The 17,932-nt window shown below is 48.5% G+C and carries 18 protein-coding genes; all 18 read right to left on the bottom strand.

Going from position 1 to position 17,932, the window contains the following annotated elements:
• Positions 1-233 precede the first annotated feature (233 nt).
• Entirely contained in the window at positions 234-995 is a 762-nt protein-coding gene (locus MLD56_RS00925; RefSeq protein ID WP_029518994.1) for an SIMPL domain-containing protein, read from the bottom strand.
• A gap of 272 nt (positions 996-1,267) precedes the next feature.
• Entirely contained in the window at positions 1,268-1,537 is a 270-nt protein-coding gene (locus MLD56_RS00920; RefSeq protein WP_013308257.1) for an HPr family phosphocarrier protein, read from the bottom strand.
• Positions 1,538-1,673: 136 nt separating this feature from the next.
• Positions 1,674-2,618 carry a DNA-binding protein WhiA gene (gene whiA, locus MLD56_RS00915; protein WP_029518996.1) on the bottom strand — a complete coding sequence of 315 codons (945 nt, stop codon included), beginning with the start codon at positions 2,616-2,618 and terminating at the stop codon, positions 1,674-1,676.
• A gap of 5 nt (positions 2,619-2,623) precedes the next feature.
• Positions 2,624-3,610: a gluconeogenesis factor YvcK family protein gene (locus tag MLD56_RS00910; RefSeq protein ID WP_023986485.1), complete on the bottom strand. Its 987-nt coding sequence runs from the start codon at positions 3,608-3,610 to the stop codon at positions 2,624-2,626.
• 12 nt (positions 3,611-3,622) lie between these two features.
• Complete coding sequence (rapZ, locus tag MLD56_RS00905; RefSeq protein WP_013308254.1) at positions 3,623-4,522, bottom strand: RNase adapter RapZ; 900 nt, start codon at positions 4,520-4,522, stop codon at positions 3,623-3,625.
• Between the two features lie 65 nt (positions 4,523-4,587).
• The gene (locus MLD56_RS00900) at positions 4,588-5,538 is read right to left on the bottom strand and encodes an ROK family glucokinase (RefSeq protein WP_029518997.1); all 951 of its coding nucleotides are present in this window, start codon (positions 5,536-5,538) and stop codon (positions 4,588-4,590) included.
• A 292-nt stretch (positions 5,539-5,830) separates the two neighbouring features.
• Positions 5,831-6,784 (bottom strand): thioredoxin-disulfide reductase, encoded by a 954-nt coding sequence (gene trxB, locus MLD56_RS00895; protein WP_029518998.1) that lies wholly within the window; start codon positions 6,782-6,784, stop codon positions 5,831-5,833.
• Between the two features lie 39 nt (positions 6,785-6,823).
• Positions 6,824-8,593 carry a tetratricopeptide repeat protein gene (locus MLD56_RS00890; RefSeq protein WP_029518999.1) on the bottom strand — a complete coding sequence of 590 codons (1,770 nt, stop codon included), beginning with the start codon at positions 8,591-8,593 and terminating at the stop codon, positions 6,824-6,826.
• Between the two features lie 235 nt (positions 8,594-8,828).
• Entirely contained in the window at positions 8,829-9,653 is an 825-nt protein-coding gene (gene hisJ / locus MLD56_RS00885; protein ID WP_029519001.1) for a histidinol-phosphatase HisJ, read from the bottom strand.
• 36 nt (positions 9,654-9,689) lie between these two features.
• Positions 9,690-10,430, bottom strand: coding sequence for a bifunctional phosphoribosyl-AMP cyclohydrolase/phosphoribosyl-ATP diphosphatase HisIE (gene hisIE / locus MLD56_RS00880; protein WP_029519003.1), 741 nt, complete (start codon positions 10,428-10,430; stop codon positions 9,690-9,692).
• Positions 10,427-11,185, bottom strand: a complete 759-nt coding sequence (hisF, locus tag MLD56_RS00875) for an imidazole glycerol phosphate synthase subunit HisF (RefSeq protein WP_241113450.1) — start codon at positions 11,183-11,185, stop codon at positions 10,427-10,429. Before hisF ends, hisIE begins: the two co-directional genes overlap by 4 nt.
• A gap of 11 nt (positions 11,186-11,196) precedes the next feature.
• Positions 11,197-11,928, bottom strand: coding sequence for a 1-(5-phosphoribosyl)-5-[(5-phosphoribosylamino)methylideneamino]imidazole-4-carboxamide isomerase (gene hisA / locus MLD56_RS00870; protein ID WP_029519006.1), 732 nt, complete (start codon positions 11,926-11,928; stop codon positions 11,197-11,199).
• Positions 11,929-12,023: 95 nt separating this feature from the next.
• Positions 12,024-12,653, bottom strand: a complete 630-nt coding sequence (hisH, locus tag MLD56_RS00865) for an imidazole glycerol phosphate synthase subunit HisH (protein WP_029519007.1) — start codon at positions 12,651-12,653, stop codon at positions 12,024-12,026.
• 3 nt (positions 12,654-12,656) lie between these two features.
• Positions 12,657-13,265 carry an imidazoleglycerol-phosphate dehydratase HisB gene (gene hisB, locus MLD56_RS00860; protein WP_029519009.1) on the bottom strand — a complete coding sequence of 203 codons (609 nt, stop codon included), beginning with the start codon at positions 13,263-13,265 and terminating at the stop codon, positions 12,657-12,659.
• The gene (gene hisD, locus MLD56_RS00855; RefSeq protein ID WP_029519010.1) at positions 13,249-14,562 is read right to left on the bottom strand and encodes a histidinol dehydrogenase; all 1,314 of its coding nucleotides are present in this window, start codon (positions 14,560-14,562) and stop codon (positions 13,249-13,251) included. The genes hisB and hisD overlap by 17 nt, the downstream gene beginning before the upstream one ends.
• A 69-nt stretch (positions 14,563-14,631) precedes the next feature.
• Positions 14,632-15,276: an ATP phosphoribosyltransferase gene (gene hisG / locus MLD56_RS00850; protein ID WP_029519011.1), complete on the bottom strand. Its 645-nt coding sequence runs from the start codon at positions 15,274-15,276 to the stop codon at positions 14,632-14,634.
• Complete coding sequence (locus tag MLD56_RS00845) at positions 15,230-16,477, bottom strand: ATP phosphoribosyltransferase regulatory subunit (protein WP_241113449.1); 1,248 nt, start codon at positions 16,475-16,477, stop codon at positions 15,230-15,232. Before MLD56_RS00845 ends, hisG begins: the two co-directional genes overlap by 47 nt.
• A 230-nt stretch (positions 16,478-16,707) precedes the next feature.
• Positions 16,708-17,859 carry an acyltransferase gene (locus tag MLD56_RS00840; protein ID WP_029519014.1) on the bottom strand — a complete coding sequence of 384 codons (1,152 nt, stop codon included), beginning with the start codon at positions 17,857-17,859 and terminating at the stop codon, positions 16,708-16,710.
• Positions 17,860-17,932 lie beyond the last annotated feature (73 nt).

Raw genomic sequence — 17,932 nt, 5'->3', positions numbered from 1 at the left:
TTCCTCCTGTTATTATTTCTGTATTGTCTATGTGTAAATAATCACTTTACTTATTATATCTATACCCCATTGTATGTAGTTTACAATCTGTACACTCCCCGATTTCAATCTGTACACCTAGTAACCCTTAGCTATGACAGACTCATTACAAAAAGGTTTCGGTATACAAAAAAAGCCAGCAAGCCAGCCTGCGCATGATGCAGGCCGCTTGTGGCTTCGTTTGATGATCTATATTAGTTCATTTCGTATTGAGCCGACACCTGAACTTTCACTGTTACTTGCCCCGATTGTATCTCTGTCCCGCTACCTGCTAAATCCATGAGCGATTTTGACATGGCATTTTCACGTTGTGTAAAGACTTGTGCTTCTCCGCCATCTACCGTCACATTCACAAGAGCACCTAATCCGCGTTTGGCCGCTTTAGCTACAGCACTAGCTTTAGATTGTGCGCTTCCCAATGCTTTAGTAATGGCTTCTTCCTCATAAGTCGAAGGATCTTCCACGGAAAAACGAATATTATCTACGTTATTGGCTCCGGACTTGGTCGCCTCATCCAACAACTGACCTATTTTATCCAAATCGCGGTATTTAACGGAAATTGTATGGTTGGCAGTGTAGCCTTTGAGCTTCTGCCCTTCTTTTTCGTTATAGGTGTAGTTAGGCTGTACATAAAACTGGCTGGTCTGAATGTCATCTCCGCTGATGCTCCACTTTTCTTTCAGCAGTTGTGTAACCTTGTTCAATTTTGTAGCATTAGCTTTTTGAGCAGCGGCTGCCGTATTCCCTTCCGATTGTACACCGATAGAGAGATAAGCAATATTGGGCTTTGCCAATACTTCCCCGCTTCCAGTCACATTAATTACACCGTTTACCGTCGAAGCTGTTGACGCAGCATAAGCACGATCTGCCCCTGTCCATAATCCTCCTGCTACTCCCCCTGCTATTAATGCACCTGTGAGAACTGCTGTGGCTACTGTTTTTGTCCAAAGTCTCATTGAATTCAACCTCTTTCTAGTAAATGTTTGTACCTTCCAGACGGAAAAGACGGAAAAAGGTTGCAGCCAAGCGTACAAATTTCCGAAACAGAGCATGACCACGAGGATTTTCATTATTTATAGTTTGAACTTAATACGGCCTCTATATCCAATAAATCCACACATAAAACAGTTAACTGAGGAGTGTTCGAAGACTTTTTTCTGGATATAAAAAAAGCCCCAAAGGGGCTTTTCACTAAGATCATACACCATATTACAAAACAAGTCTTTGTTTATTGATTTTCCAGCTCTACCTTACTAACCAGACTTACTAAAGCGTTTACAGCCTGTTCGGCATCCGCACCTTCAGCACTAATATTGATTTCAGTACCTGTGCTGATGGCAAGACTCATAATACCCATGATGCTCTTGGCATTAACCTTTTTGTCATCTTTTTCCACAAAAATCTCAGATGAATATTTATTCGCTTCCTGTACGAACAACGCAGCAGGTCTGGCGTGCAGTCCTGTTTTCAAACGTACGACTACCGGATGTTTTGACATGTCAGCTTACCCCCTCATCAAATAAATCTGGACACTACTTACTCCATTTTATTTATCACATTATAACATTAACCCGGGACAGACACTAGAAAAAAAACTAAAAAAACTGGGGCTAAAAGCCCCACCAACATTCTTTTTACGGAATCAGGCCATTTTCGCCCCTGATTTTGTCAGCCATCTCATCAATTTTGCGAAGCCGATGATTTACACCCGATTTACTCACGACCCCTTTGAGCATTTCCCCGACTTCTTTCAAATTCAAATCGGGATGAGCGAGCCGAACTTCTGCCACTTCACGCAGTTTATCCGGCAAGGTCTCCAAGCCAACTTCTCTCTCCAGCAACTTAATATTCTCAATTTGCCGGACAGCAGCTCCAATTGTCTTGTTCAAATTAGCCGTTTCACAATTGACAATACGATTCACGGAATTGCGCATATCGCGCATAATGCGTACATCTTCAAATTTGAACAAGGCTTGATGCGCCCCAATGATGCTAAGCAGCTCAATGATCTTCTCGCCTTCCTTGATGTAGAGAATAAAACCCTTTTTTCGCTCAATACAGCGAGCATTTAGATGAAACTCATTCGCAAGATCAACGAGTGCCTGACAATGCTCCTCATACATCGAAGAAATTTCAAGGTGGTAAGATGATCCTTCAGGATTGTTGACAGAGCCACCTGCCATAAAGGCGCCCCGTAAATAAGCTCTCTTACAACAGTTTTTCCGAACAATATCCCGATTAATCCCGTCAGTGAACAAGAAACCTTCTGAGACGATATAAAGATCCTTTAGCAGTTGTTGCACATCATTAGGAATACGGACAATGTACACATTATTTTTTTTCAAGCGCATTTTTTTCCGTACAAGCAGTTCGATATGAAGTTGAAAATGCTTCTTGATCAAGGAGTAAATCCGCCTTGCAATCGCGGCATTTTCTGTGGACACGTCCAATATCACCCTTTTATTCGACAGTTGTACGGATCCGAGCATACGTATGAGCGCAGATAGTTCCGCTTTCTCACAGCAGGACTGGCTTTCAATCATCGTAAGCTCTTTTTTCGTTTGTGCCGCAAAGGACAAGGGACTCACCTCCTTCTTAATATCCAGTTTTGTACCAATTGGTAAATATGCTGGCTCAATTTGTCTGCATCATGCCGTAAATACGTGCGGAACAGAACTAATGTATCTGCCACCACTTTATATCCCCGGTCGGTCAGCTCGCCCATGTCTACTTGAACTGGCTTGGCTCCCTGCTCGGCATACATTTCCTGTACTTGGGGTGGAATTTCTCCGTTATTTACAATGACATAGTCGAAGAGATGATGCCCTACATGCTCAAAAATAGCTTGCAGATGGTCTCCTACTGTATAGCCATCGGTTTCACCAGGCTGGGTCATAACGTTACAGACAAATATTTTGATAGCGTCTGATTTCACTACAGCTTCAGCGAGTTTAGGTACAAGCAAATTCGGTAATATGCTGGTATATAGACTGCCGGGGCCAATCAAAATCGCATCAGCTTCATTAATGGCCTCTACAGCCTCAGGCAACGGCTCCACGTGAGTCGGTTCAAGAAAGACGCGTTTGATTCGTCCGCCCGCTTCTGGGATCTTGGACTCTCCGGTAATCACCGTGCCATCCTCCATTTCGGCGCTTAGCACAACGCCTTCCTCGGCTGCTGGCAGCACACGTCCCCGGACAGCAAATACACGGCTAAGCTCACGCACCGCCGTTACAAAATCTCCCGATATATCGGTCATCGCTGCTAAAATCAGATTGCCCAGACTATGGCCTGACAATCCTGATCCCGCACCGAAACGGTATTTCAGCATATCTGACATCACTGGTTCCACGTCAGCCAAGGCAGTCAGCACATTGCGAATATCCCCTGGGGGGGGCATCTGCAGCTCACTGCGCAAAATCCCGGAACTTCCGCCATCGTCAGCGACTGTAACAATAGCCGTAATATCTAGCGGCTTTTGCTTTAAGCCCCGCAGCATGACGGACAAGCCGGTTCCGCCGCCCATAACAACTATACGTGGGCGCTCCCGTTGTGATCCGGTCTCTTTCATGATTTCACCTCATTAATGCCGGTCCCGATCAGCATCCCGATGCGAAACAGAAACAGATTCTGTCTCGCTGGCACCCAGCATTTTTCCTAAATACTCCGATATTGCAACAGAACGATGCTTACCGCCAGTACAGCCAATGCCGATAATGACCTGGCTTTTGCCTTCTTTGCGATATTGCGGAATCAAAAAGTGTAACATATCCAGCAACTTGGTCAAGAATGCCTGAGTCTCGGGCCATTTCATGACATAATCATATACATCGCTATCCTGTCCAGTGTGGGGACGTAGTTGATCCACATAGTGGGGATTAGGCAGGAAGCGCACATCGAATATAAGATCGGCATCAATGGGAATACCATACTTGAAGCCAAAAGAAGTAATGTTCACGGAAAGCATACTGCTCTCCAGATGAGAAAATCGTGAAATAATCCTTGCCTTTAAAGTTGCAGGCTTCATCACACTTGTGTCAATAACCTGTGTAGCCGAGCTTTTTAGTTCTTCCAACATCTTGCGCTCCAACCGAATCCCATCCAAAGGCATACCGTCTGGAGCCAGCGGATGACGTCTACGACTTTCCTTATACCGCTGTACGAGAACGCCATCATTCGCATTTAAGAATAAAATTTCACAATGAATCGTAAAATGATCTTTAATATAATTCAACGATTCCGACAAGGCAGTGAAAAATTCTCGTCCGCGTAAATCAATGACGAGTGCAACCTTGCCTATTTTACCATTAGACTGCTCAATCAACTCTGCAAATTTGGGAATCAGTACAGGGGGCAAATTATCAACACAGAAGAAGCCCAAGTCTTCCAGGCTCTGAACCGCAATGGTCTTCCCTGCGCCTGACATCCCCGTAATAATAATGAGCGTTGCCCACGGCGCAGCATTTTTTAGGTTATCTGTCATATGGACTTCCCTCTCCTTTTGCTTCTTCGCTCTATGCCAGTACCCGTATTATCAGTAACCTGTGGTCAGGAGCGTAGCAGCAACCCTGCAGCCCCTACAACACCCGCGTCATTGCCTAACACCGCTGGTACGATATATACACCTTTTTGAAGCGGTTCAGGTGCCAGCTTGGCGTATACGCGACGCATCTCTTCAAACAAAAAGTCGCCTGCTTTAGAAACACCGCCGCCTATAATAAACAACTCTGGATTAAGCACAGCGGCAACCGCTGCCATGGATTTCCCCAAATAAAAGGCAGCCCGGTTCACGATACGCAGTGCGACTTCATCCCCGGCTTTAGCAGCATCAAATACTTCCTTGGCGGCAATTTGATCCTCCAGCGCCAGAGAGGTCCGGTCGCCACGTTCCACAGCATCCTTGGCCATACGAATGATGCCTGTTGCAGAAGATACAGTTTCCAAGCAACCCATTTTGCCGCATCCACACTGAATTGCCTCCAGATCAGGTACGACGCTGATATGACCAATTTCCCCGGCCATGCCTGAAGAACCTTGGTATATTCTACCGTTTATAATAATACCGCCACCTACTCCTGTTCCCAGGGTATAGCATACGCAGTTTTCGATGCCTTTGCCTGCACCAGCCCAAGCCTCACCTAGCGCAGCAACATTCGCATCATTGTCTATTTTCACAGGCTTGCCAATCCGGTTCTCTAGGAGCGCACGGATCGGTACGTCACGAAAGCCAATATTAGGAGCGAGGACAATAATACCATCACGAACATTCGTAAAACCTGCAACGCCTGCACCGACACCCTTGAGTTGATCCCACTCATAAGGAGATTCCTCAACAATGTGCCGCACATATTTTTCGATATTACCAATGACAACATCTACACCTTTATCGGTTTCGGTTGGTCCCTCGTATGTGTGCAAAAGCTGTCCGTTCTCATTACAAATGCCTACTTTAATCGCTGTACCGCCCAAATCGACACCCACATAGATACTTTCAGACATGTTCCAAGCCACCTTTATGTTTACTTAAAAACCTGGTATGAAATATATGCTTATAATTCCTACTTCATAATAGTAATCCTACGTTCCAACTATAATTGAAGCCCTCGTTACGGTCAAGGACACTTCCTTGTTGAAAAGTGTACGATTAGAGGAACTTTTAACCTTATGCACCCATAAAAAGGAGAAAGCCCGTGCAAACGCAGCAGGCTTTCTCTTCCTGAACAAAAGATGTGGCATAACAGAGGTTTCCTTCGCTCTCCCGTTAGCCTTTTTGTGTACTATAGACACGCTTTTATTGATCCAGTGTTTCGCTCCAGTCGTGAACAGCACTGCCTTCGAGATATTTCTCGCAGTCCATAGCCGCCATACAGCCCGTTCCCGCAGCCGTAATCGCTTGACGGTAACGATTATCCTGTACGTCCCCACAGGCAAAAACTCCGGGGATGTTCGTTTCCGTTGTGCCTGGCTTCACTACAATATAGCCGTGTTCATCCGTATGGATTTGTCCGTTCAGGAAACCTGTATTCGGTGTATGCCCGATGGCTACGAACACGCCATCTACCTCAATCAGCTCATCCTGATTGGTCTCATTATTGTGTACCTTCAAACCCTTTAAACCAGATTCTCCCGTCACAACTTCCAGAGGAGTCCGGTTTAATGCCCAATGTACTTTTTCGTTCTCACGCGCGCGATCTTGCATAATTTTGGATGCCCGCAACTCATCGCGACGATGGACCAAGGTTACACTGGAAGCAAAACGGGTCAAGAAGCTCGCTTCCTCCATGGCTGAATCGCCACCGCCAACCACGACAATCTTTTTCCCGCGGAAAAAGAAGCCATCGCAAGTTGCGCAAGTGCTGACTCCGCGACCTACATTGTCCTGCTCACCCGGAATACCAAGATATTTGGCGGACGCACCTGTAGCAATAATGACCGACTCCGCCTCAATGATGCCTTTACCCTCTACCTTCACTTTAAAAGGACGTTTGCTAAAATCCACTTCCTCTACCCAACCGGAAGTAAATTCAGCGCCAAAACGTTCAGCCTGCTTGCGCATATTATCCATCAGTTCAGGCCCGAGGATACCTTGCTCAAAACCCGGAAAATTTTCAATTTCGGTCGTTGTAGTAAGCTGCCCACCGGGCTGCATCCCTTCAATGATCAGCGGATTCATGTTAGCACGTGCCAAATAAATAGCCGCTGTGTAGCCTGCAGGACCTGTACCAATAATTATGGATTTATACATACGTTTGTTGCCTCCTTTAAGTGATGTTTGGAGCAGGTCTCAGACCTGCTTTTTAAACGTGGAGAGCGGCTGCTTCAGCTTCTGTTTGATACCACACACGCTGTCAATCTGGCGTGCATAGCGGCTTACGGTCGATACGGAAATACCATAGCGATCGGCTACTTCCTGATAGGTGACTGAATGATGATGCATTTTGGCAGTCAAATATTCCAGCGCCGCTGCCCATCCCTCAGTATGCTGAACCATCGGAACTTCCGGGGCAAGCCGATCCAAATACTCCAGCCACAGCGATCTCAAGTCGTGCTGCATGACCGGATCGGATGGCTTGCTCATAACGGTCAGTACCTTATCCAGCACTGCCTGCCATTGTGGATCAACCGGGGAGGCAGATACATCACCTTCAATTGTATGAGGATCGTTCTCAACCTCCAACTGATCAGAACGTTCCGTTTCCGGGTACATTTTCTGCTCACCCTGCTCCGTCAGCTCTTGCAATACTTGCAAGGCACGGCGTTTCAGCTCATCCTCCTGGTCCGGGTCTTCTACGAAGGACTCCAGTGCCTGACGCACCTCATCATCACCGATCAAGCTTAACGCCTGAATGACCTGAAGCTGAGTCGCCCGGTCCCCGTGGCGCAAGGCCCAGAAGAAGGATGACCGGATTAGCGGGTCCTTCTTCATGCTGTCAGGCACCTGGTCAGCACCAAACTTCTCCCACATGCGGAATTGCTCCTCAAACGGGAGATGATAATGATAGCTGAGCACTTGCAGCGGTGTACCCTCCTGCTGGAGTTCCTCCAGTCGGGACAGGAAAAACCGCGGAACTTCCGAGGAAGCATCCTGCTTTTGCAAATGACTCCACAACCGCCGTGCTTCCGCATATCTTCCCGTATTGCTGGCAGCTACCGCCGTGTAATGGTACAAAGAAGCGTCCGCATTGTTCTCTCCATCGCCATGAAGCAACCTGCGGAAATGTCTGTAGGCCTCCTCATGGCGTCCGAGAATGCCCATAGTGGTCGCCAGCTTGAATACCTGCTCTTCCTGAAACGGTATAGTGACCGCCAAAGTCTGCACCAGACGATCCAATTCCGGGCCGCCACCCTCGTGCTGATAAAAGATCGCCAAGTTGCACAATGCGTGTAAATTCCCTGGCTCATCCTCCAACACTTGAATAATGGTAGCCTTAGCATTTTGGAACAATCCCATGTAGTAATACGCTAATGCCAGATTATTTCGCGCAGCGAACATATCCGGTTGTTCCTCTGAAATTTGCTTGAGCAACTGGGCTGCCTGAGCAAATTTCCCCTCCTCCAGCAGGACACGAGCTTGATCATGCTCTACTACTCCCTGCCGGGCCTTAATGCGGTTCAGCTTCGTTGGACGATCCAGCTCATAATAGAGCAGCTCCATCATTTCCTCCGCTTCATCAAGAAACTGGCCTTCTTCGTCCTCCTCCAGGTACGTGACCAATGCTTTCTCCGCTTCTTCAAACTGCTCCATATTAGCGTAATTATTCGCCATATAGAAATAACACTCTGTCATCGACGAGTCTACGTCACTCAGAACAGAGGACAGGATCTCATTCGAACCTGCATAATCCCCCATCTCTGATAATATACCCGCCATATTGCAATGATTCACCGGATTATCCGGTTCATATTCAACGGCTTTGCGAAAATATTTCAATGCCTTGTCATAATGATTGCGATCAAGCGAGCGCACAGCTTTCTCAAAAAAGAAAGATGCGTCGAAACGCAAAGCAATAATCTTAGGGCTAGGTTCCGATACTCGCAGATGTTTCCCTTTCATAAATAACCAAGGCACCTCCTTTAAAAGTAACTGACATGTTCATACCCTTCAGTATACCACAACTTCAAAACGACTTGACAGTCGATCCTACCTCATTCCAAAAAACGGATATATGCTCGTATACGATAGATATATATACAAGAATACGCTAAATAGCCGAGCGCTTTTCCCTGTATAAATAAGGAGCGTTCGGCTAGCCACTGGATATGATACTTAGACCCAATAAACGTAATAATTAAAGCGTCAGCGGCACCGGCGAGCGCTCGCGATGCTGAAATACGGCAAGCTCGCGATAGCCGACTTCATATAGAAGCGCGCGTGCCTTCTCCAAGTGCTCGGACAGCTTCGCCGGATCATGGGCATCCGATCCTACGGTCAGCGGGATGCCTAGCGAAAAAGCTTCGTCCAGCATGCGGCGGCTCGGGAACATCTCAGCACAGGGCTTCGAAAGCCCTGATGCATTCAGTTCCATCGCCCGACCGCTGCGGGCAACGGCGGAGAGTACGGAGCGCTCCAGTTCACGCAGCTCCTCCATTTCCTCCGGCTTCGGATGATAGCCGAAGCGCTTGATGACATCCAAATGCCCCATGATGTCATACAAACCGGTAGCTGCTGCCCTGGAGACCGCATCATAATACGTGCGGTACACCTCAAGCACATTTTTGCCTTTCCAATGGTGTACCTGACGGAAGTCCGTGACATCCCATTCACCGAGAAAATGGACGGAACCAATCACATAATCCCAGGGATACGCGGTAATGATGTCTTCGATTTCTCGTTCCCAGCCCTCGATGTAGTCGCCTTCCAAGCCAACGCGAATATCAATTTGCCCTTTAAAACGTTCCTTCAGTTCCAAACATTCTTCCACGTATCGGGGCAGCTCCTCCATAGGCATCGCCATTTCCGGGTAATAGTCAGCCGGTTTTACATGCAGTAGTGGCATGTGATCGGACAAGCCGAGCTGATCCAGCCCTAGCCGAATTCCCTGCCGTACATACTCTTCCAGACTCCCTATGGCATGCCCGCAGCGGGCGTGATGCGTATGATAGTCAATTTTCATGCGACCCTCCCCCTTCCAACACTACAACAAATCGTACTAATCACGACGAGGTCGTTCATGACGGCGATTCAGCTCAGCCAGTACGTGATCAAGCGGTAGCTTGCGCTCCTGCAACAGCACCAGCAGGTGATAAATCAAATCGCTGACCTCCAGGCGCAGTTCGTCATTATCTTTATTTTTGGCGGCAATGATCGTCTCGGATGCTTCCTCGCCAACCTTTTTCAAGATTTTGTCTACACCTTTATCAAAAAGATAGGTCGTATAGGCTCCTTCAGGTCGTGTCTCCTCGCGCTCCTTAATAATCGCCTCCAGCTGGGCAAGTACCTCAAAGCGGTCTGCTGAAGCACTGGAAATATCATCGGTTTGATTTACCAACGTGTGGTCTCCTGCATTTCCTGCAACAGGTGCTACAGCCGTCCCTGGCGCGGAAATATCACGGAAAAAGCAGCTCGTTGCTCCTGTATGACAGGCAGGACCGTTCGGAATGACACGTACCAACAGAGCATCACCGTCACAATCCAACTGGATGGAAGTGATTTTTTGCGTATTCCCTGAAGTAGCCCCCTTGTGCCACAGCTCCTGTCTGGAACGAGACCAGAACCAGGTCTCTCCCGACTCCAAAGACAGTTTCAGCGACTCGCGGTTCATGTAGGCCAGCGTAAGCACCTGAAGGGTGGCATCATCCTGCACAATCGCCGAGACAAGACCCACCTCATTCCAGCGGACATTATCCAGTATCTGCTCCAGAGATAGCTGTTGGTTCAATTCGTTGCTCATCGTATCTCCACTCCTCTGCGCTTCAAATCCCGTTTTAGGTCAGGGATTCCTATTTCTTTATAGTGAAAAATCGTTGCTGCTAATCCAGCATCCGCTCTGCCCGCCGTAAACACGTCATAGAAATGATCCTGTTTGCCTGCTCCGCCAGAAGCAATAACTGGAATTCCGACGGTATCCGATACCGCAGAAGTCAGCGGCAGGTCAAAGCCGTCCTTGGTTCCGTCCGCATTCATGCTGGTTAGCAGAATCTCACCGGCTCCCAACTGTTCAGCTTCCTTGGCCCAGGCCAAGGCGCGAATACCAGATGGCGTGCGGCCTCCGTGGGTATATACTTCCCACTCGTCCCACGCCTCGTTGTACTTGGCATCAATGGCAACAACGATACATTGTGAGCCAAAGCTGCGCGCCCCCTCCGCAATCAGCTGAGGATTACGGACAGCCGCCGTATTTACGCCGATTTTATCAGCCCCGGCACGCAAAATGCGTTTCATATCATCGACATGAGATATCCCGCCACCTACGGTGAAAGGAATGGCAATTTCCCCGGCTGTCTGACGAACTACTTCTTCCATGGTGGCACGCCCTTCAACTGAAGCAGAAATATCCAGAAATACGATTTCATCTGCCCCTTCCCGGTCATAAAGCGCCGCCAATTCCACCGGATCACCTGCATCGCGTAAGTTCACAAAATTAACGCCCTTAACCACCCTGCCATCCTTTACATCCAAGCAGGGAATAATACGTTTAGCCAGCATGCCTACTCCCCCTATGCCTTTGCTACAGCTTGTATGGCAACCTGTAAATCAATGCTCCCTGTATACAATGCTTTACCCACAATAGCACCACCTACACCCTCCTTCGCATAGGTGCTCAGCGTGATTAGATCTTCCATCTTACTGACACCGCCGGAAGCGATCACGGTTCGTCCACTGCTTTTCGCAAGCGCTACGACCGCCTCGACATTCGGGCCTTGCATCATTCCGTCGCGGGAAATGTCTGTGAAAATGAACGTTTCCGCTCCCTTGGAGGCCAACTCAGCAGCCAATTCGTCCGCTCGAACCTCCGAGGTTTCAAGCCATCCGCGCGTGGCCACATAGCCATTCCGTGCATCCAGACCAATGGCGATCCGATCACCGTAGGTACCCAATACCGCTTCCGTAAAAGCACGGTCCTCAATCGCTGCCGTACCCAAGATCACACGGCTCACTCCCAACGACAACAGCCGCTCCACATGTTCACGCGTACGCAAGCCGCCACCCACTTGTACAGGCACTTGCACCGCAGAAGCGATGCGCCCAATGAGCTCATCGTTCACCGGTTGGCCTGCTTTAGCACCGTCCAAATCAACCAAGTGAATGTAGGAGCCGCCCATACGCTCCCATTCTTGGGCAACCTCCACTGGGTTTTCGTTGTATATCGTCTCCTGGCTATAATCTCCTTGTACCAGTCGTACACATTTGCCATCGCGAATATCAATCGCTGGGTATATCGTGAACAAAGTATGACCCCCTTGTGAGCTATTCAACATCTATATGCCTTTACATCCATCAACGACCAAAGTTGGCGTACCCTCAACTATAGACACATGAATCGTTACGCTCGCTTTTCCGCTTCCGCCAGTTCCAAAAACTGTCGAAGCAACCGCATCCCCATTTCCCCGCTTTTCTCCGGGTGGAACTGCATGCCATATACATGGCCTCTGCCCACGATAGCCGTTACGGGCCCACCGTAGTCAGTCACCGCCAGTAGGTCACTTTCGGCCTCCGGCTTCGCATGATAGGAATGTACGAAATACACATGTCCTTCCTCCAAGCCCTGTAACAACGGGTGGTTCGGCTGAGTCATACGCAGACGATTCCAGCCCATATGCGGCACTTTAACCCCCAGATCAGGAGCAAACCGAACGACCTCACCTGGTAAGATATTAAGCCCTTCGTGACTGCCGTATTCTTCACCACGAGTGAACAACAGTTGCATTCCTAGACAAACACCGAGCAGTGGTTGTCCAGCGCTTGCAACCTCCTGAATCACCCGATCCAATCCGCTGGAACGTAAATGCTCCATAGCATCCCCGAATGCCCCTACACCCGGCAAAATCACACCGCTGGAGGAACGAATCACTTGGGCATCTCCCGTTACTACAGCCTCATAGCCAAGACGCTCAACTGCCTTGCTCACACTATGCAGATTGCCTCTGCCGTAATCCACAATGGCAATGGACATGGGCTACAGCACTCCCTTCGTTGAAGGCACTCCCGTCACCCGTGGATCAATGGATGTCGCTTCATCCAATGCACGTCCCAGCGCTTTGAACACCGCCTCAATCATATGGTGGGTATTTTGCCCGTAGTGAACGATGACGTGTAGCGTCATGCGAGCCTCCAACGCAAATTTCCACAGAAATTCATGCACCAGCTCTGTCGAAAAGCTCCCTACCTGCTGTGATGGATACTCCGCACGATACTCAAAATGAGGTCGGTTACTCAGATCAATGACAACCTGTGCGAGCGCCTCATCCATTGGTACAAAGACGCTGGCATAGCGCTTAATTCCTTTTTTATCACCCAATGCTTCCAGCAAGGTCTGTCCCAGACAAATACCAATATCCTCTACGGTATGATGATCGTCGATATCCACATCCCCTCTGGCCTGCACATTCAGATCAAAGTGTCCGTGCTTGGTGAACAAGTCCAGCATGTGATTCAGAAAAGGAACATCCGTTTCAATCTCAGCTTGCCCTGTGCCGTCTACTGCAAAAGATAGCTGAATGTCCGTTTCGTTCGTCTTTCGGCTGACGCTGCCTGTACGTCCTGCTACGTTATTTTCGTTCCCCATCGCCATCCACCGCCTTCTTTTCATTGTCCAATCGAACTTGTATCGCCCGTGCGTGACCTTCCAGTCCTTCATGGCGGGCAAGCTGCATAATCGTCTCACCATTGCGCAGTAGCGCTTCTTTGCTGTAATAGATCATACTCGACTTCTTGATAAAATCATCAACATCCACTGGCGAGGAAAAACGTGCCGTTCCATTCGTCGGAATAATGTGGTTAGGTCCGGCAAAATAATCGCCTACTGGCTCCGAGCTGTACGCTCCCAGGAAAATAGCTCCCGCGTTTTCGATCAGACCTACATGCTCCATCGGCTGCTCTGTCATAATTTCCAAATGTTCTGGTGCCAGTCGGTTTACAATATGGATGCCCTCTTCCAAAGTGTCGACGACAATGATAGCCCCGTATGCCTCCACCGATGCAGCAGCAATATCTCTACGCGGTAGCTCTTCCAATTGGCGCTGTACTTCAGCTGATACTTCTTCGGCCAAGCGTTGCGAGGGCGTAACCAGTATGGCTGAGGCCATCTCGTCATGTTCCGCCTGTGAAAGCAGGTCAGCCGCTACATATGAGGCATTCGCCGTGTCGTCAGCCAACACGACAATTTCACTTGGTCCCGCTATACTGTCGATATCCACCGCGCCGTACACCTCGCGCTTCGCCAGCGCTACATAAATGTTACCGGGACCGCAAATTTTATCGACTGGTTCAATGCTATGTGTTCCGTAAGCGAGAGAAGCAATCGCCTGCGCTCCGCCAACCCTATATATTTCCGTTACACCAGCCTCTGCCGCAGCTACCAGTGTATATGGATCTATCCCTGCCTTGCCGCCTGTCGCCGGGGGGGTCACCATGACAATCTCCGGTACACCAGCCACCTGAGCGGGAATGACATTCATCAGCACCGAGGATGGATAGGCCGCTTTACCACCCGGAACATACACGCCTACACGTTTCAACGGTCGGATAATTTGGCCGAGCAAGCTACCGTCTGGCTGTAAATCCATCCACGAATTACGTTTTTGCTTCATGTGAAAAGCACGGATATTATCCGCCGCTTCTCGAATCGCCTGTAAAAAAGAAGGCTCTACCTTGTCATATGCCGCCTTCAATTCTTCCTCCGTCACACGAAGTTGCTCTGCGATCAGCGATACACCATCAAACGATTGCGTATACCGCAGGACAGCCTCATCCCCCTCTTGGCGTACCGACTGAATAATGGTACGCACAGCCTCATTTTGCTCAGGTGTGCCGTAATCCACCTCCCGTTGGAGACTGAAATCACGGGCTGATACAATCTTCATTTGTCCATTCCCCCTTACTTGCAGCTTGCAGAATGCTCCTTTAACCCTTGGCTTATTCCTTTAGTTGATTTACTCCCGGGGTGCCACCGCATTGGGAATCACCTGATGCAATCGATCACACAAAGCCTGAATCGAGCTGTTTTTCATCCGGTAGCTGACCCGATTGGCAATCAGACGACTGGTAATATCCAGTATGCTGATCTGCTCGACCAATCCATTCTCCCGCAAGGTCTGCCCCGTCTCTACCATATCAACAATGCGGTCTGCCAGGCCAATTAACGGCGCCAGCTCAATGGAGCCATTCAGCTTAATAACCTCCACCTGTTGGCCTTGCTCCCGAAAATACTGGGAAGCCACATTCGGATACTTTGTAGCGACCCGCTGACGAATACCTGGCTGCCAATCTGGTAAAGCAATCACTGACATCCGACAACGGGCAATCCCCAGATCCAGCAGTTCATACACATCCTTGTTTTCTTCCAGCAAAACATCCTTGCCCACAATGCCGATGTCCGCCGCCCCGTACTCCACATACGTAGGAACATCGACGGGCTTCGCCATAATAAATTCCATGCCTAGCTCAGGCAGTGGAATGACCAGCTTGCGCGTTTCGTCCACATCCAGCGGAATTGGAACCCCCGCCTGGCGAAACAGCTCGGAAGCCTGCTTATAAATCCTTCCCTTGGGCATGGCTACTTTCAATGTTTCTGTCATGGCAGTTCCCCCCTTGTACTGGCTCTCTTCCTTCGGCTGTATAGCTGTATACCTCTGCGTACAGCCCCTGCTGCTCACGACGTCGATCTTCCGGTCCGCCCGTGAGCCCTGTTACTACAGTAAGACCTGTTGCGCGTAGCTGTGCCGCTGCAGATAACGCCTCTTGGCGTCCCTGTTCGTCATAACGGATAAGTACAGGAAGCTTCGTCTCCATTTGGATACCATCCACACCATCGACGATCCGGTTTGTCTTCAATGCAAATCCCGTTGCAGGTACGGATCGACCAAACTGCTGAAGCAGATTGTCATAGCGACCCCCGTTGCATACCGGGAACCCAATCTCCGCCGCATAGCCCTCAAAAGTCATTCCTGTATAATATGAAAAATCCCCGATCATGGTAAGGTCGATTAACACATGCTCAGATACGCCGTATGCCTCCAGTACTTCCCACACCTCGCACAAATGTGCAATGGATTGAATCGTCTGCTGCTCCACACTAAGACGGATAGCCTGGTCACAAATTTCTTTTCCACCGCGCAACCGAAGAATAGCTTCCAGCTTATCCCGATGTTCGGGAGCCAAGCCCAAAGCTTCAATCGCTGTTCGGTAGCCCACTACATCACGACTGAGCAACAGTTCCTTTAGCGCTTGTTGTTCAGCCTGACGGCCTGGAATGATTTCCTCAAATAAGCCGTTCAGAAATCCCACATGTCCCATGGCAATTTTAAAAGAGGCCACTCCTGCCGCCTGTAATGATGCAATAGCCAATGCTACAACTTCTGCATCAGCCTCAGGCGAATCATCACCTACCAGCTCCACACCTGTCTGAAAAAACTCCGCTTCTCTTCCTGCCTCTTCCTCAATCGCCCGAAATACATTTGCGTGGTAGGAAAGTCGGAGTGGTACTTCCTCTTCCTTTAGCAACGAAGATACCACCCGCGCAATGGGAGCGGTCATATCCGATCGCAGCACCAACGTGGTTCCCCGGTTATTGAGTAATTTAAACAGCTTTCGATCGGAAGTAGAACTAGCCACTCCTACCGTATCGTAGTATTCCATCGTAGGCGTCATGATCTGGCGGTAACCCCAGCGCTCCATGCATTCGAGTACATTCAGTTCGATGGCCCGCAGCTTCGACACTGCACGTGGAAGATAATCTCGAACCCCTACAGGGATCTCGAATCCTTTTGGCTTAGACATCTCTATCACCTCATGATTTCACAATATCTTTATCATGGTAAAGTGCTAACAAACTAAAGTATATTCGATATATTATCATGCCCTACTTGTGAACGTCAACCGAACGGAGCAGCCCTTTTTTACAGATTCGCCAAGCCGCTGCCCCTTTCTATATTTTATCCAATGCAAAATACACGAATCCTAAAAAAAGACTGCCAGCCTTAAGCCAACAGTCCAATCAATCAAAATATTTAGCTATTCATTTGTTCATCTTTACTCCGGGAAGAAAACTTCGGAACCGTGCCCAAACCGATCCATGCAAATGGTACATATCGAAAACACAACGTCACAATCAACCATGAGCCAAACAACGCCAACAACCATCCACCCGTAACAGAGAAGATATATTCTACTGGCGTTCCGTGCAAATCCAGCTTGCGATATACTCTCAATAACGCCGGGTGAAGTAAATAAATGCCGAATGAGCATGAGCCCAGCCAGCTGATTAACATTCGCAGCCTATCGTTAGCATGACGATATAATAAAACCGAGAACTGAAACAGCACCAGCGCTGAGACGAGGGCATATGCATTATGGAGCAGTTCATAGATCAGCGAGTCTGCATAGATGGCTTCGCGATATGCTACAAACCATATTTGTACATATGCTATACCCAGGAGTAGCCAAGCCACCCACAAGCCCCACCAACTGATCAACTGTCCGCGTCTAATTACTGTACCTGACACCGGAAAAAGCCACTTTTTAAACCCTTCATATCCAATCGCTACAGCTGCGCCCAAGGCAAAATAACTGATATACGTAATCGCGAGACTTCCTCTTTCCTCTTGCCAAACATATTTGTTCAGCAATACAAACCCCCATTGAATGACTAACCCTACTGCCAAAATGATACAGGCTGCTCTCCGTGGACTCGATATCCAATGACATAAGCGCTGCACTCCCCACAACAACAGTGGGAAGACCAAATAAAATTGGATGATGATGATGACATAATACAAATGCGTGTACGCCTTTCCCGTTAACAGCACGAGCGGAAGATCACTGAGCGGCATCAACCCGCGTGTTACCAAGGTCAAATAATACACAAGAGAAAACAAAACGTACGGTAACACAATAAACATCAGTCTTTTTCGGAAGAATATAAGCATATTCTTACCACGAAGCGGCCTATCGACATAATTGTAAAATAAAACAAACCCGCTCACAAAAATAAATACTGGCACCGCAAAGCTACTAAACATATTTAAAAATAGAAAAGGGTAAAACAATAGAGAATGGCGCGCATCAATTAAAGCCATTGAAGTCGCATGAATGGTAACAACGGCTGCAATTAATATTCCCCGGTAAACATCAAGCTCTGGTATACGTTCTTTTTTGACCAAATCAACACGCTCCCATATCGCTTTGCAAATATGTCTGTTATCAATTTTTAAACATAATTAACATGCATTACCC

The organism is Paenibacillus peoriae (genome assembly GCF_022531965.1).
GTDB lineage: Bacteria > Bacillota > Bacilli > Paenibacillales > Paenibacillaceae > Paenibacillus > Paenibacillus polymyxa_D.
Note: the sequence above shows the minus strand (reverse complement) of the source record. Positions and strands in the feature narration are given on the sequence as shown.